The organism is Microcoleus sp. AT8-B5 (genome assembly GCF_036705565.1).
Taxonomy (GTDB): domain Bacteria; phylum Cyanobacteriota; class Cyanobacteriia; order Cyanobacteriales; family Microcoleaceae; genus Microcoleus.
In genome coordinates this window covers 107,711-120,939 of sequence record NZ_JAUBUY010000022.1, presented here as the reverse complement: position 1 = coordinate 120,939, position 13,229 = coordinate 107,711, and the positions used below count along the sequence as shown (strand labels likewise).

At 46.2% G+C, this 13,229-nt stretch carries 8 protein-coding genes; 6 read left to right on the top strand and 2 right to left on the bottom strand.

Annotated elements, in window-relative coordinates:
* The first annotated feature begins 142 nt into the window (after positions 1 to 142).
* The 4 genes from QUB39_RS16800 to QUB39_RS16785 all read left to right on the top strand — a co-directional run bounded on the left by QUB39_RS16800 (position 143) and on the right by QUB39_RS16785 (position 6,022).
* Positions 143 to 688: a gamma carbonic anhydrase family protein gene (locus QUB39_RS16800; protein WP_333211075.1), complete on the top strand. Its 546-nt coding sequence runs from the start codon at positions 143 to 145 to the stop codon at positions 686 to 688.
* A gap of 41 nt (positions 689 to 729) precedes the next feature.
* Positions 730 to 1,335 carry a Uma2 family endonuclease gene (locus QUB39_RS16795; RefSeq protein ID WP_333058342.1) on the top strand — a complete coding sequence of 202 codons (606 nt, stop codon included), beginning with the start codon at positions 730 to 732 and terminating at the stop codon, positions 1,333 to 1,335.
* Between the two features lie 284 nt (positions 1,336 to 1,619).
* A complete protein-coding gene (locus tag QUB39_RS16790) occupies positions 1,620 to 4,031 on the top strand; it encodes a GH116 family glycosyl hydrolase (RefSeq protein WP_333211077.1) in 2,412 nt (803 codons plus the stop codon).
* Positions 4,032 to 4,588: 557 nt separating this feature from the next.
* A complete protein-coding gene (locus QUB39_RS16785) occupies positions 4,589 to 6,022 on the top strand; it encodes a protein adenylyltransferase SelO family protein (protein ID WP_333211079.1) in 1,434 nt (477 codons plus the stop codon).
* 499 nt (positions 6,023 to 6,521) lie between these two features.
* Here the strand turns inward: QUB39_RS16785 and QUB39_RS16780 are convergent, their stop codons facing one another.
* Together QUB39_RS16780 and QUB39_RS16775 are read right to left on the bottom strand one after the other, a co-directional pair.
* Positions 6,522 to 8,711 (bottom strand): tetratricopeptide repeat protein, encoded by a 2,190-nt coding sequence (locus QUB39_RS16780; RefSeq protein ID WP_333057293.1) that lies wholly within the window; start codon positions 8,709 to 8,711, stop codon positions 6,522 to 6,524.
* 153 nt (positions 8,712 to 8,864) lie between these two features.
* Positions 8,865 to 11,063, bottom strand: a complete 2,199-nt coding sequence (locus tag QUB39_RS16775) for a tetratricopeptide repeat protein (RefSeq protein WP_333485108.1) — start codon at positions 11,061 to 11,063, stop codon at positions 8,865 to 8,867.
* A gap of 502 nt (positions 11,064 to 11,565) precedes the next feature.
* Here QUB39_RS16775 and QUB39_RS16770 point away from each other — a divergent pair.
* Together QUB39_RS16770 and mnmE are read left to right on the top strand one after the other, a co-directional pair.
* Positions 11,566 to 11,775, top strand: a complete 210-nt coding sequence (locus tag QUB39_RS16770) for a hypothetical protein (protein ID WP_333057296.1) — start codon at positions 11,566 to 11,568, stop codon at positions 11,773 to 11,775.
* Positions 11,776 to 11,825: 50 nt separating this feature from the next.
* Positions 11,826 to 13,211 (top strand): tRNA uridine-5-carboxymethylaminomethyl(34) synthesis GTPase MnmE, encoded by a 1,386-nt coding sequence (mnmE, locus tag QUB39_RS16765; protein WP_333375086.1) that lies wholly within the window; start codon positions 11,826 to 11,828, stop codon positions 13,209 to 13,211.
* Positions 13,212 to 13,229 lie beyond the last annotated feature (18 nt).

Here is a 13,229-nt window from a genome sequence, read left to right as displayed (position 1 = left end):
AATCAGTTACACTAACCAGAGGGTTAGGCTAATCGTCCTTGGATATTCTTTATCCATTTGGATTAAACGAGTCGCACCCAAATACTTTTATTATATCCCGTATCAACAACCAGCTAATCTGCTAGAAGTATAACGATCACAAATGAGCAATCTCAACAAACCTCTGTCTGCACTTCCTTCCTATTGGCCCAGGCCCGATCTGTCCCAAGCGGCTTTTGTCGCTGAAGGCGCTGTTGTCATCGGCAGGGTAGAGGTGGCTGCAGGGGCTAGTATCTGGTACGGGGCGGTGGTGCGGGCGGATATAGAGCGAATTGCGATCGGCTCAAGTACCAATATCCAAGATGGAGCAATTCTGCACGGCGATCCGGGGAAACCGACTGTTTTGGAAGATTTCGTGACAGTCGGACACCGAGCCGTGATTCACTCAGCTTACATTGAACGGGGCTGCCTGATCGGGATTGGGGCGATCGTCCTGGATGGAGTGAGGGTGGGCACAGGCTCGATCGTCGGTGCAGGGGCGGTTGTCACCAAAGACGTTCCCCCTCACACGCTAGTTGCGGGAGTGCCTGCCAAACCCCTGCGGGATGTCTCTGAGGAAGAAGCAGCCGAGTTGGTGGAACACGCTAAGCGTTACGAAAAGTTGGCTTTGGTTCACGCGGGGAAAGGTTCTGATTTGGGATTTGGTTAGTTGATAGAATAAGATTTTCAGCAAAAAACTATTTGTTTCCAATGGCTTACACCGCGCAAAAAATCCTAACTTTTGAAACATTCCTCGATCGATATTGTGACAACTTCCGCTACGAGCTCGCTGACGGAGAATTAGTTGACATGGAACCCACAGGCCCCCACGAAACCGTCAGCGGTAAACTAGCAACTCAAATCGGCATCGCCATCGCAGCCGAAAAACTACCTTGGTTCATTCCGCGCACTTGTTTGATCCGTCCATTTTCAGATGCAGCTACTGCCCGCCGTCCCGATATTGTCGTATTAGATGAAACTGCTATTGTCAGCGAACCTCTTTGGGAAAGAGAACCTGTGATTACGCTGGGACGATCTATTAAATTGGTGGTAGAAGTCGTCAGCACTAACTGGGAAACAGATTACGCCCGAAAAGTTGAAGAATATGCTATTTTAGGGATTCCAGAGTATTGGATAGTTGATTATCGCGGATTGGGAGGCGTGGCTTTTATCGGTAAACCAAAACAACCTACTATCACCGTTTGCCAACTGATTGACCAAGATTACACGCAGCAACAATTTCGCCTCGGCGATCGGATTATTTCTCCTTTGTTAACCAGCTTGCAACTGCGGTTAGATGATGTTCTACCGCGTTAGGCGATCGACAACAAATTTTAGATTTTAGATGTTAGATTGGAGAATTGATTAATCTGGCAGCCCTGAACCCAATTGCTTTTGGCCAACAATCAACAGTCGAGCGATTTGAGATTTGAGATTTGAGATGGGAGAATTGATGAATCCGGGAGTCCAGAACCCAATTACTTTAAGTCAACAATCTACAGTCAACAACCGTCGGAAATCTCGGAATTTGTTCGATAGATAAAAGTTTAAAATAAAATAAAAAAAATTGTAAAGCTCGATCGAGCGCTAAGATTAATCACATGAATAACGATCGCACATCTACTCCAAACATCCCCCCGCACACCTGGAAACGTCCCATCGGCCTCGGTTGGGAGAATCCCTATACAGTCCGCTACGCAAGCAATCTCGACGACGGGCCCTGGCACGGAATGCCTCTGGGCGGGTTCGGTGCCGGCTGCATCGGGCGATCGTCCCGCGGCGACTTCAACCTCTGGCACATTGACGGCGGCGAGCACATTTTTCGCAGTTTGCCCGCTTGTCAGTTCAGCGTTTTTGAAGAAACTCAAGGCAAGAAACAAGCTTTTGCACTGTCCACTGAACCGCCTACCGATGGCAGTTTATCGAGTTGGAAATGGTATCCAAAAGAAGGAACAAGAGAAGAGTCTAATTCTGGTACTTATCATGCTTTGTATCCGCGCAGTTGGTTTGTTTACGAAAATGTGTTTCATGCTCAATTAAGCTGCGAGCAATTTTCGCCAGTTTTGCCGAACAATTATCAGGAAAGCAGTTACCCAGTCGCCATGTTTGAATGGGTGGCGCACAATCCTACAGATGCGCCGATTACTCTCAGCATCATGCTGACTTGGGAGAATATTGTCGGTTGGTTTACTAATGCTAACAAGTCGCCGAAAGTCATGGTTCGAGATGATGGTAGTCCATTTTATGACTATCAACCCCGGTGGGGAGAAAGCGGCGGAAATATGAATTTGTTGGTGGAAGATTTTCACCGAATCGGTTGCGTGATGACGCGGTTGACTGCTGAGGAGGAACCGCAAGAGGGGGATGGACAATGGGCGATCGCAACTATTACTAATCCGGCGGTAGAAGTATTCTATCAAACTCGTTGGAACCCGGCGGGGAATGGCGAGGATGTTTGGCGCAACTTTTCTGCAGAAGGTTTCTTGTTGGATGACAAAGACGAGACAGCCGCAGCAGCAGGAGAACAGTTGGCTTGTGCGATCGCAGTTCGCTTTACTATTCGACCGGGAAAAACTCGCAAAATCCCCTTTATTATAGCTTGGGATTTGCCCGTTACTGAGTTTGCATCGGGAGTTTGGTACTACCGCCGCTATACGGACTTCTTCGGCCGCAACGGCAAAAATGCTTGGCCGATTATTCGCACTGCAATGAAGCATTCCGATACTTGGCGCGAAAATATTGAAGCTTGGCAAAAACCGATTTTAGAACGGAAAGATTTGTCAGACAGTTTTAAAATGGCTTTGTTTAACGAGTTATACGCCCTCACAGACGGCGGTACTCTTTGGAGTGCGGCTGACGAACGCGATCCCAAGGGTCAATTTGCGGTTTTGGAGTGCATTGATTACCGCTGGTACGAAAGTTTGGACGTGCGGCTTTACGGTTCTTTTGCTTTGTTAATGCTGTGGCCGGATTTGGAAAAGTCGGTGGTTTTAGCGTTTGCTAGGGCAATTTCTGCCGGAGACGATACGCCGAGAATTATTGGCTGGAATCAAGCTTCGGCTATTAGAAAAGCTGTCGGCGCGACGCCGCACGATTTGGGTGCTCCTAACGAACATCCTTGGGAGAAAACGAATTATACTAGCTATCAAGATTGCAATTTGTGGAAGGATTTGCCTTGCGATTTTGTGTTGCAGGTTTATCGGGATTTCCTGTTGACTGGCGCCACAGATTGTGAGTTTCTGCAAGAGTGTTGGCCGGCAATTGTTGAGGCTTTGGCTTATCTGAAAACTTTTGATGAGGATGGGGACGGAATTCCTGAGAATTCTGGAGCACCGGATCAGACGTTTGATGATTGGCAAATGCGGGGGATAAGTGCCTATTGCGGGGGTTTGTGGTTGGCGGCGCTGGAGGCTGCGATCGCGATCGGCGAAATCTTGGAAGATGCAGCACCGCAGATAATTCCTAACCCTCAAGCAAAGATAGCATTATATCACAGTTGGCTGCTACAAGCAAGACCGAGCTATCAAGAAAAACTGTGGAACGGTCAATATTACCGTTTGGACAGCGAGAGTAATTCCGAAGTGGTGATGGCCGACCAACTGTGCGGTCAATTTTACGCGAAACTGTTAGGATTACCGGATATTGTGCCGCCGGAATGTGCAGCCAGTGCTCTAGAAACTGTGTACGAATCTTGCTTTTTGAAGTTCAACGATGGCGAGTTCGGTGCGGCAAATGGGGTGATGCTGAACGGTTCGCCGGAAAATCCTAATGCGACTCATCCTTTGGAAGTTTGGACGGGTATTAATTTTGGGTTGGCGGCTTTTTTGGTACAGATGGGGATGGAGGAGAAAGCGTTTAAATTGACGGATGCGGTGGTGAAGCAGATTTATGAAAATGGGTTGCAGTTTCGGACGCCGGAAGCGATTACGGCGGGGGGAACTTTTCGGGCGAGTCACTATTTGCGGGCGATGGCAATTTGGGCGATTTACGGAGTGTTGACTAATTTTAAATAGGGGAAAAGGTAGATAGCAATCCTTGTAGGAGTTGTAATTTTTTTGACCCCACCCCAACCCTCCCCGAACCCGTGGGGAGGGAGTAAGAAATTCACAAATGATTTAGATTACTATATTAGGTGGTGAATCCCACTTAACTTTAAAAAATTTAAGACTTCATATCATGTCCCGTCGATTACCCTTCATCAGGTAGGGGCGGGTTCACCAATAACATCGGCCAATAATTGACAATCTCAAAAACCCGCCCGGCCGGGATATTATGGTCAATCCGATATGAGATCAACTCCATTTTTAGCAAGAAAAACGGTTAATTTAACTATCGCTAAAATTGACCGTTAAAATTTTTAGCCTTCCAGGGAGACGCTAATGTTTCCTGCTCAAACTTTAGCTATGCTAAAATTTTAAAATGAAACAGCCCTGCTGGGATGCGAGGGAGATCGAACTCGGCTATAAACTAGAGAGAAAAAGGGTTTGAGGCGATTGTTGACACCAATGCAGTCCGCACCTTACCCGTATATAATTTGGAGCGATCGCCAATTTCAAGATAAAATAGAAAAATGTCAAATCCTTTGCTTTCCCTCAACTACGAACCCGCCCTCGAATCCCTCGGTGGCGACTATTTTGATGAAGTCCCTGCGGCCGATTTTCCGCAGCATATTCTCCGCTTCCGCAACGACAAATTATTGCCGATATTGGGTTTAGACCCAGCACAAGTAACCGACCAACATTTTATCGAAGCGTTCGGCGAATTTCACTGCGTCCGCCCCTTTCTCGCACTCCGTTACCACGGCTATCAATTCAACCAATATAACCCCAATTTAGGTGATGGTAGAGGCTTTTTGTACGGCCAAGTTCGCGGCACTGACGGCAGACTTTACGACTTCGGCACTAAAGGTTCCGGCCGCACTCCCTACTCGCGGGGCGGTGATGGTAGACTCACTCTCAAAGGGGGAATTCGCGAAGTTTTAGCCGCCGAAGCTTTGCACCGGTTGGGAGTTAGAACATCTCGCTGTTTTAGTTTAGTTGAAACTGGAGATGCTTTGTGGCGGGGGGACGAACCATCTCCGACGCGATCGTCCGTAATGGTGCGTTTCAGTCATTCTCACATCCGGTTTGGAACTTTTGAAAGATTGCACTATATCCGCCGCCCGGATTTAACTAAAAAACTTTTAGATTTTGTTATTGAATATTACTATCCACAACTGCATTTAGAAGCAAGTAATGCCGGGGTTTCGCCTGCCGAAAAATATGCCCTATTTTATGCAGATTTAGTCAAGCGAGTAGCTGAATTAGTCGCTCAGTGGATGGCGGCAGGATTTTGCCACGCCGTGCTGAATACTGATAATATGTCAATTACAGGAGAAAGTTTCGATTACGGGCCTTTCGCTTTTATCCCAACTTACAAGCCGCAATTTACAGCAGCTTATTTTGACTATTCGGGTCTTTATTGTTACGGCAATCAACCGTTGATTTGTAGGGACAATTTAGAGAAGCTTCAGGAACCGCTAGCAGCGGCGATTCCTCAAGCTGATATGGATGCGGGTTTGGCAAAGTTTGGCGATTATTATAATGCAGCTTATCGGCGGTTGATGCTAAATAGATTGGGATTTGAGGATTTGCCAGAAGCTGATGGAGATGAGTTGTTGAAGGTGACAATTAAAATGCTGGCGGAGTCTCAAGTAGGCTATCACGATTTCTTTTTTGAACTGCGAAGACAGTTTTCTGGCACTTGGCGAGATGATGCTACTCTAATTTTTACTGAGGCGGAACCGGCGGACTTGATAGCACCTTGGCGACAGTTTTATTATCACGTTTTGCAAAGTTTGTCGGCGGATGATATGGACAAAATGGCGGACAGGTTGCTGCGGCACAATCCCGAACAATCGCTGTTGAGACCGACGATTGAGGCTGTTTGGGAACCGATAGCTATTGATGATAATTGGGAACCGTTTTATGAGTTGGTGAAGAGACTGCAAGACCCAGAAAATTGATTGATAATAGCTTGAATTAATAGCGCGTAATGGCTGGTTCACCTGCATTTTCTGTTGGTATTAAAGATTAGCGTGAACCAGCCCCGGAGCAATCTGAGATTATAAAAATCTGCCACATAAGAAATATAACACCGAGAAATAATGACTAATGACTAATGACCGAAAGCATCCAGGATACAAGCCCCCGGATTCATTCCGAAAGCAGAATCAGGACGGAGAAATACAGCATATTCGGTGGTTGATGAAGTACAGTAGCTGCTATATTTATGTTGTGTGATTTTAATATGTAGGGTGCGGATCTGCGACCTTTTAAATAGAACTTGCAGATTGACTGGTGGCGACGCACCTTACTTACTACAAGATTGTGTGTACTAAATATACATGGAATATGCTGTAAAAAACCTGTATCCGATGAAACTTGCCGAACGTATTTATCCGTGGGGTCAATGCTTCAATTCTTTAATCTAAAATCTAAAATCTAAAATCTAAAATCGATTGACTACTTGAGTTTTTCAATCTCAAATTGTGCATCTTTGTAACCGCCAGTAAGTCCTTGATCGAGAAACATTTTGCCAGCTTTTTCTAAATCGCTAATTGCTCCTGCTTTGTCTCCCAAGGAGCTACGAACCATGCCTCTACCGTAGTAAGCAGCCGCATAATTCGGGCTGATCCGAATAGCTTGCACGTAATCTGCGATCGCACTATTGTAATTCTTTAACTCGTGATAAATCTTAGCCCGATTGGCGTAAGCTTCAGCATTGTTGGGATTGAACCCGATTGCTGCTGTAAAATCTGCGATCGCCCCCTGGGCGTCACCCCCGGCGCTGCGAGCTAAACCGCGATTGTTAAAAGCATTAAAATCATTCGGATTCACTGTCAGCGCTTGAGTGCAATCGGCAATTGCTTTGGGATAATCCTTCAAATTTAAATAAGCAATGCAGCGATTGTTGTAAGGAACCCCATCCTCCTCGCTCAGCGAAATTGCCTGAGTACAATCGTCAATTGCCGCTTGATGCGCTCCTAAATTCAACTGGGTGCTACAACGATTAGCGTAAGCATCTCCACTCTTGGGATCGATCGCAATTACCTGAGAATAATCCGCCAAAGCTCCCTGATAATCTCCTAGGTGAAAGCGAGCTCTCCCCCGACTGTAGAAAGCATCAACATTCTTAGCATCAAGTTTAATTGCTTCAGTATAATCTCCAATCGCCCCCTGCAAATCGCCACTCCCAGCACGAGCCAACCCCCGCGAATGATAAGCTTTAACCAGGTTCGGCTGCAACCGAATTACTTCATTAAAATCCTGAATAGCCATCTTGTAATCTTGCAGTTCTAAATAAGCAACTCCTCTTTCATAATATGTATCAGCATCCTTGGGCTGGAGATTCAGAGCTTGAGTGTAATCCTCTATCGCCCCGCGCGTGTCGTTAAAATCGTGACGGGCTAGGCCGCGGTTAAAATAAGCCTGAACATATTTAGGATTGAGAGCGATCGCCTGAGAATAATCTGCAATTGCTTCTTGATATTTTTGTAAATCATAATTAGCATTACCGCGCTGGTAAAAACTCTCAGCATTTTTAGGATTCAATTGAATTGACTTATTAAAAGCCTGCAAAGCTGCATCCGCATCTTTATTGCGAGACTTTTCCACTCCCTGTTCGTAATATTCCTGAGCTTTAATCGGATTCGGGCGGCGCCAGTAACTAAACAGAAATATCAGAACTATTGCCGCCCCGACGCCTGCCAAAATCAGCAACCAAAATCGACTTCCCAAACGTGACGAAAAACTATCAGAAGAAACTAAGGTGGGAGCCATACTTTTCTTGTGAGCCGGATTCATCGGTTCTTGGCGGTGTCTCAACTTGCTCAGAGCTAGCAAAACTTCATCCGCAGATTGATAGCGCTTGGCAAATTGGTGACAGACCATTTTGTCAATTATATTGGCTAATCCCACAGAACATTGAGCTCGGTTTCGCCAAACAATTTCCCCGGTATGAGAAGGACTCGGATCTTGCAATTTTGGCAAATCCGTACCGGGTAAACCAGTGATAGCTTGGACTGCCATCATCCCGACTGCATAGAGGTCACTGCTAAATTGCGGGTTGCCTTGAAATTGTTCGATCGGCATATAAGCCGGAGTACCAGTAGCAATGGTGCGCGGAAATTCGGTATCGTAGTCACTGACGTGACTTGCAACTTCTTTAACCGAACCAAAGTCAATTAAAACTAATTTGCCGTCTGGTTTGCGGCGGATTAAGTTGGAGGGATTAACATCGCGGTGAATCACTCCCTGAGAGTGTACGAAGGCGAGAACTTGTAACACTTCTTGCAACAGATCCAGCACTCGTTCTTCTCGCCAAGGTTGACCGGCCACAATTTCCCTATTTAGGGCGTGTCCGGGGACAAACTCTTCAACGAGGTAGAATTGATTCGCTTCTTCAAAATAAGCTAGTAAAAATGGAATTTGATCGTGTTTTCCCAGCTTTTCTAATATTTCTGCTTCTTGTTTAAATAAGCGATAAGCTGTTTTGAGAACTGTGGAAGTGTTGCTGGGAGGGCGCAGTTGTTTGACTACACATTGAGGATGGCCCGGTCGGCGAGTATCGACAGCTAAATAAGTCTGTCCAAAAGCTCCTGAACTGAGAATTTGCACTACGCGATAACGCCTGTCTAAAAGTTGACCAACCATGTTCATATCTATAATTTAGAATTGGTAACGGGGAATTGGTAATTTGTAATTGGTAATTTGTAATTGGTAATTTTGCTTTCTTGTTTCTTCCTTTTTTCTTCTCCCTTCTGACTTTTTTCTGCTTTTTTTAACATCTGAATGGTGACTAATAGTTTATTTAGGGTCGTTGATTTGTGATTGTGCGTTTTGGAAACCATCGGCTCTTCCTTGTTCTAGAAAGAGGGTTGCAGCTTTCTGAAAATCCTCGATCGCCCCAGCACGGTCTTTGAGTTGGCGGCGGACGAGGCCCCGGCTATAAAAAGCGCTAGCATTGTTGGGGTTGAGCCGCAGCGAGTGAGCGAAATCCTCAACTGCTAAAGGGTAATTTTTTAGTTCTGAGTAAATAGTACCGCGATTGCTGTAAGCTACGGCATCGCTGGGATTGAGTCGAATTGCTTGAGTAAAATCTTCCACAGCTCCCTGCTTGTCTCCCGAAGCCGATCGAGCTAATCCTCGATTGCTGTATGCTTTGGGATTGTTGCCGTTGAGTCCGATCGTCAAACTGCAATCTTCGCTAGCCTTTTGAAATTGCTTTAAATTCAGATAAGCAATGCAGCGGTTGTTGTAAGCTGCTTCATCTTTTGGATCGAGGCGAATTCCTTCGGTGCAATCTGCAATCGCTTTGTCGTAGGTGGCCAAATTCAAGTAAGCGCTGCACCGATTGGTATAAGCATCAGCGAGATCGGGTTGTAATTCGATCGCCTTAGTATAATCTTCCATCGCTCCTTGATAATCTGCCAGATTAAATCTCGCTCGACCACGACTGTAGTATACGCCAGCTTGTTTGGGGCTAATTTGAAGGGCTTGAGTAAAATCTGCCATTGCTCCTGTTTTGTCGCCTGCTGCCGATCGAGCTAAACCCCGATTGCTGTAAGCTGTAGCATCGTTGGGACTGAGCCGAATTGCCTGAGTGTAGTCTTCAATTGCTGTGCGGTAGTCGCCCAAATCGTAGTAGGCCAAACCCCGCTGAGAGTAGGCCTCACCGTCGCTGGGATTGAGTCGCACTACTTGGGTGAAATCTTCCACGGCCCCCCGCTTGTCCCCGATGTCGAGGCGGGCCATACCTCGATTGTAGAGAGCTTTGGTGTGGCTGGGATTGACTTTAATTGCTTGCGTGTAATCCTGTATTGCTTCCTCGGTGGCGCCCGTGTCGTAGCGAGCGTTTGCCCGCTTGTAGTAAGTTTCCGCATCGCTGGCATTCAGGGCGATCGCTTGAGTATAATCGGCGATCGCGCCTGTTGTGTCCCCTTGCTGCGCCTTGGTAACGCCGCGGGCCAACAATTCTTTTGACCTCGCCGGACTTTGACTCTGCCAAAAGTAAATCATCAGTGCAGTCAAGATTAAAGCTGCCCCTGTTGCAGCCAACAGCAGCAGTTTGGTTTGGCTTTGTCTTCGCGGTTGACTCATAGCGTCCGTGATGATTGTGGCTGGCGGCGGCTCAACCTCCAATTTTACGGCGATTTGTTTGAGGTCTGCTAAAACTTCGGCGGCCTCCTGATAACGTTCCTCGCAGTCGGGGCGCACCATTCGATCGATAATATCTGCTAGGGCGACCGAACAAGTTGCCCGGTTTCGCCAGGGAATTTCGTTTTTGTTGTTTTTTAAGGCACTCAGTTCGTTGGGTGAGAGTCCCGTGACGGCAATCTGGGCGATCGTACCTAGAGCGTAGATGTCGCTATTGTAACGGGGGTTGCCGCTCAATTGCTCGATCGGCACGTATAATTCCTGAGCCGCCAAATCCTGTTTTTTTGCCACAGGCCGTTTAACAGAGTTCGGGGAAGTTTGCGACAACAAATGACAGTTAGCAAGTTCCGGGTTAATTTCTTTGTCTAAGCTAAAGTCTACCAATACAAATTTGCCGTCAGACTCGCGCCGGATCGCTCTGTCTGGTTGAATTCTGCGGTGAATAAAACCCTTCTCGTGGATGAACACCAAAATTTCTAATATTTCTGATAGCAGATTAATTACTTGGTCTTCATCCCAAGGTTGACCGGGTATTAGTTCTTGACTTAAAGGTAATCCGGCAATAAATTCTTCAATTAAGTATAAACTTTGATTTTCCTCAAAATACGCCAATAATTCCGGGATTTTGTCGTGTTTTCCCAATTTTTCAATTATTTCGGCGTTTCTTTGAAATAAAACTTTGACTAATTCTGGAGTTTGCGAACTTGTGCCGGGTAGCCGCATTTCTCTAACCGTGCATTGCGGATACCCGGGACGGTGAGTATCTGCTGCTAGATAAGTTTTTCCCACCTCACTTGAGTCTGTGACTTTAATGATGCGGTAACGTCTGTCTAGAAGTTGACCAATCATACTTTGCCCTCTACCCTGTCAATCGATTTTAGATTTTAGATTTTAGATTTTAGATTGAAGCATTGACCCCACAGATAAATTCGGGGGGCAAGTTTCATCGGATACAGGTTTTTTCTTTCTCCACGGATGAATCCGGGGGCTTGTATCCTGGATGCTTGATTGTCAATTTTCCATTATCGCATGAAATCAGAATAGCCAAAATATTTGGCTGAGTAATTTAAGTTCGATCGATCCGTGACTCCTACCCAAAAACCGATAGTTGCTTTCCGACAGGAGTCGTTAGCCTCCCAAAATTTTAGACCCCTGTTCAAGCTACCCGATTCATTTGTGGAGTCAATCTAAAATCTAAAATCGACTGACTGGACAAACGGGCGATCGGATTGGCTAGCCAAGTCCATCGCTGTTGCCACGCTCTTCTAATATTTTAGAAAAAAAATGCTGAAATTGTTTATCCTGTCAATGAGATATGTATAATTTAACAACCAAGCCGGAGGTCAGTCAAATGAACGTACAAGTGGTTGAATCCCTAATTCAAGTTATCTGGTCTCTCGCAGCCGACGAGCAATTAGCGATTCTAGGGAAAAGATTACCAAATATCTCCTACGCTTCGACCCGGAAACTGGTGCATTTTGCCCTAAAGGGCGACTATTTTAATTTTTTGAATGACGAACTAGAGATTTATACTCTCAAATACCGAGAAGCAATTGCCTGATACTCAAAAACAGGAGATTGAGAGAACTTTTAAATGTGTGAACAATAAAAATGTCTGAATCACTAACAAAAGGAGGAACGATCGCAGCGATCGCCACCGCCATAGTTCCCCAACAAGGCAGCGTCGGCATTGTGCGAGTTTCCGGTTCCGCAGCCTTAAAAATTGCCGAAACTCTGTTTCGCGCCCCAGGACGGCAAATTTGGGAGTCTCACCGCATTCTTTACGGTCACATCCGCCGCCCCAAAACTCAAGAATTAGTCGATGAAGCTTTGCTGCTAATCATGAAAGCGCCGCGTTCTTTTACTCGCGAAGATGTGGTGGAATTTCACTGTCACGGTGGCATTATGGCCGTGCAGCAAGTCTTGCAGTTGTGTTTGGAACATGGGGCGAGATTAGCCGCGCCAGGAGAGTTTTCGCTGCGGGCTTTTTTGAACGGGAGGCTGGATTTAACTCAAGCTGAAAGTATCTCAGATTTGGTGGGAGCAAAATCGCCCGCTGCTGCACAAAGTGCTTTGGCCAGTTTGCAGGGAAAATTAGCGCAGCCCATTCGCAAATTGAGAACAACTTGTTTGGACGTGTTGGCAGAAATTGAGGCGAGAATTGATTTTGAGGAAGATTTGCCGCCTTTAGATGAAGCTAAAACATCTTTGGAAATAAATCATGTTTTGGAGGAATTGTCAACAATTTTGGCGACGGCAGATCGCGGAGAATTGTTGAGAACCGGTTTGAAAGTAGCGATTGTTGGGCGGCCGAATGTGGGAAAATCGAGTTTGTTGAATGCGTGGAGTAAGAGCGATCGGGCGATCGTCACGGATTTGCCCGGTACGACGCGGGATGTGGTAGAATCGCAGCTAGTTGTGGGCGGCATTCCGGTGCAGGTGCTCGATACTGCGGGCATTCGAGAAACCGAAGACAAGGTAGAAAAAATTGGCGTTGAGCGATCGCGCGCAGCAGCAAAACAAGCCGATTTAGTGTTGTTGACAATTGACGCGACATCTGGTTGGACAGAGGGCGATTCGGAAATTTACGAACAAGTAAAGCACCGCCAGCTAATTATAATTATCAACAAAATCGACTTAGTAAAAACCCTCCCCGAACTACCTTTTTCCTCAGAAATTCACCCAATAGTTACCACAGCCGCCGCCATCGACCGAGGCATAGAAGACTTAGAAACAGCAATTTTAGATGCTGTCAGCGGGGGAAATTTGCAAGCAGCCAACTCCGACTTAGCAATCAACCAGCGACAAGCAGCGGCCTTAACTAAAGCTAAAATTTCTCTGGAACAATGCACAGAGACTATGAGCAATAAATTGCCTTTAGATTTCTGGACAATAGATTTGCGCGGTGCAATTCAAGCATTGGGAGAAGTTACGGGCGAAGAAGTGACAGAATCAGTGCTCGACAGAATATTTAGCAGGTTTTGCATTGGCAAATAGCAATAGCAGGACTTACGT

Coding starts and splice junctions, on each gene's coding strand:
- QUB39_RS16770 (WP_333057296.1), top strand. CDS start 11,566: ATGAACGTACAAGTGGTTGAATCCCTAATTCAAGTTATCTGGTCTCTC.
- QUB39_RS16795 (WP_333058342.1), top strand. CDS start 730: ATGGCTTACACCGCGCAAAAAATCCTAACTTTTGAAACATTCCTCGAT.
- QUB39_RS16780 (WP_333057293.1), bottom strand. CDS start 8,711: ATGGTTGGTCAACTTTTAGACAGGCGTTATCGCGTAGTGCAAATTCTC.
- QUB39_RS16800 (WP_333211075.1), top strand. CDS start 143: ATGAGCAATCTCAACAAACCTCTGTCTGCACTTCCTTCCTATTGGCCC.
- QUB39_RS16790 (WP_333211077.1), top strand. CDS start 1,620: ATGAATAACGATCGCACATCTACTCCAAACATCCCCCCGCACACCTGG.
- QUB39_RS16785 (WP_333211079.1), top strand. CDS start 4,589: ATGTCAAATCCTTTGCTTTCCCTCAACTACGAACCCGCCCTCGAATCC.
- QUB39_RS16775 (WP_333485108.1), bottom strand. CDS start 11,063: ATGATTGGTCAACTTCTAGACAGACGTTACCGCATCATTAAAGTCACA.
- mnmE (WP_333375086.1), top strand. CDS start 11,826: ATGTCTGAATCACTAACAAAAGGAGGAACGATCGCAGCGATCGCCACC.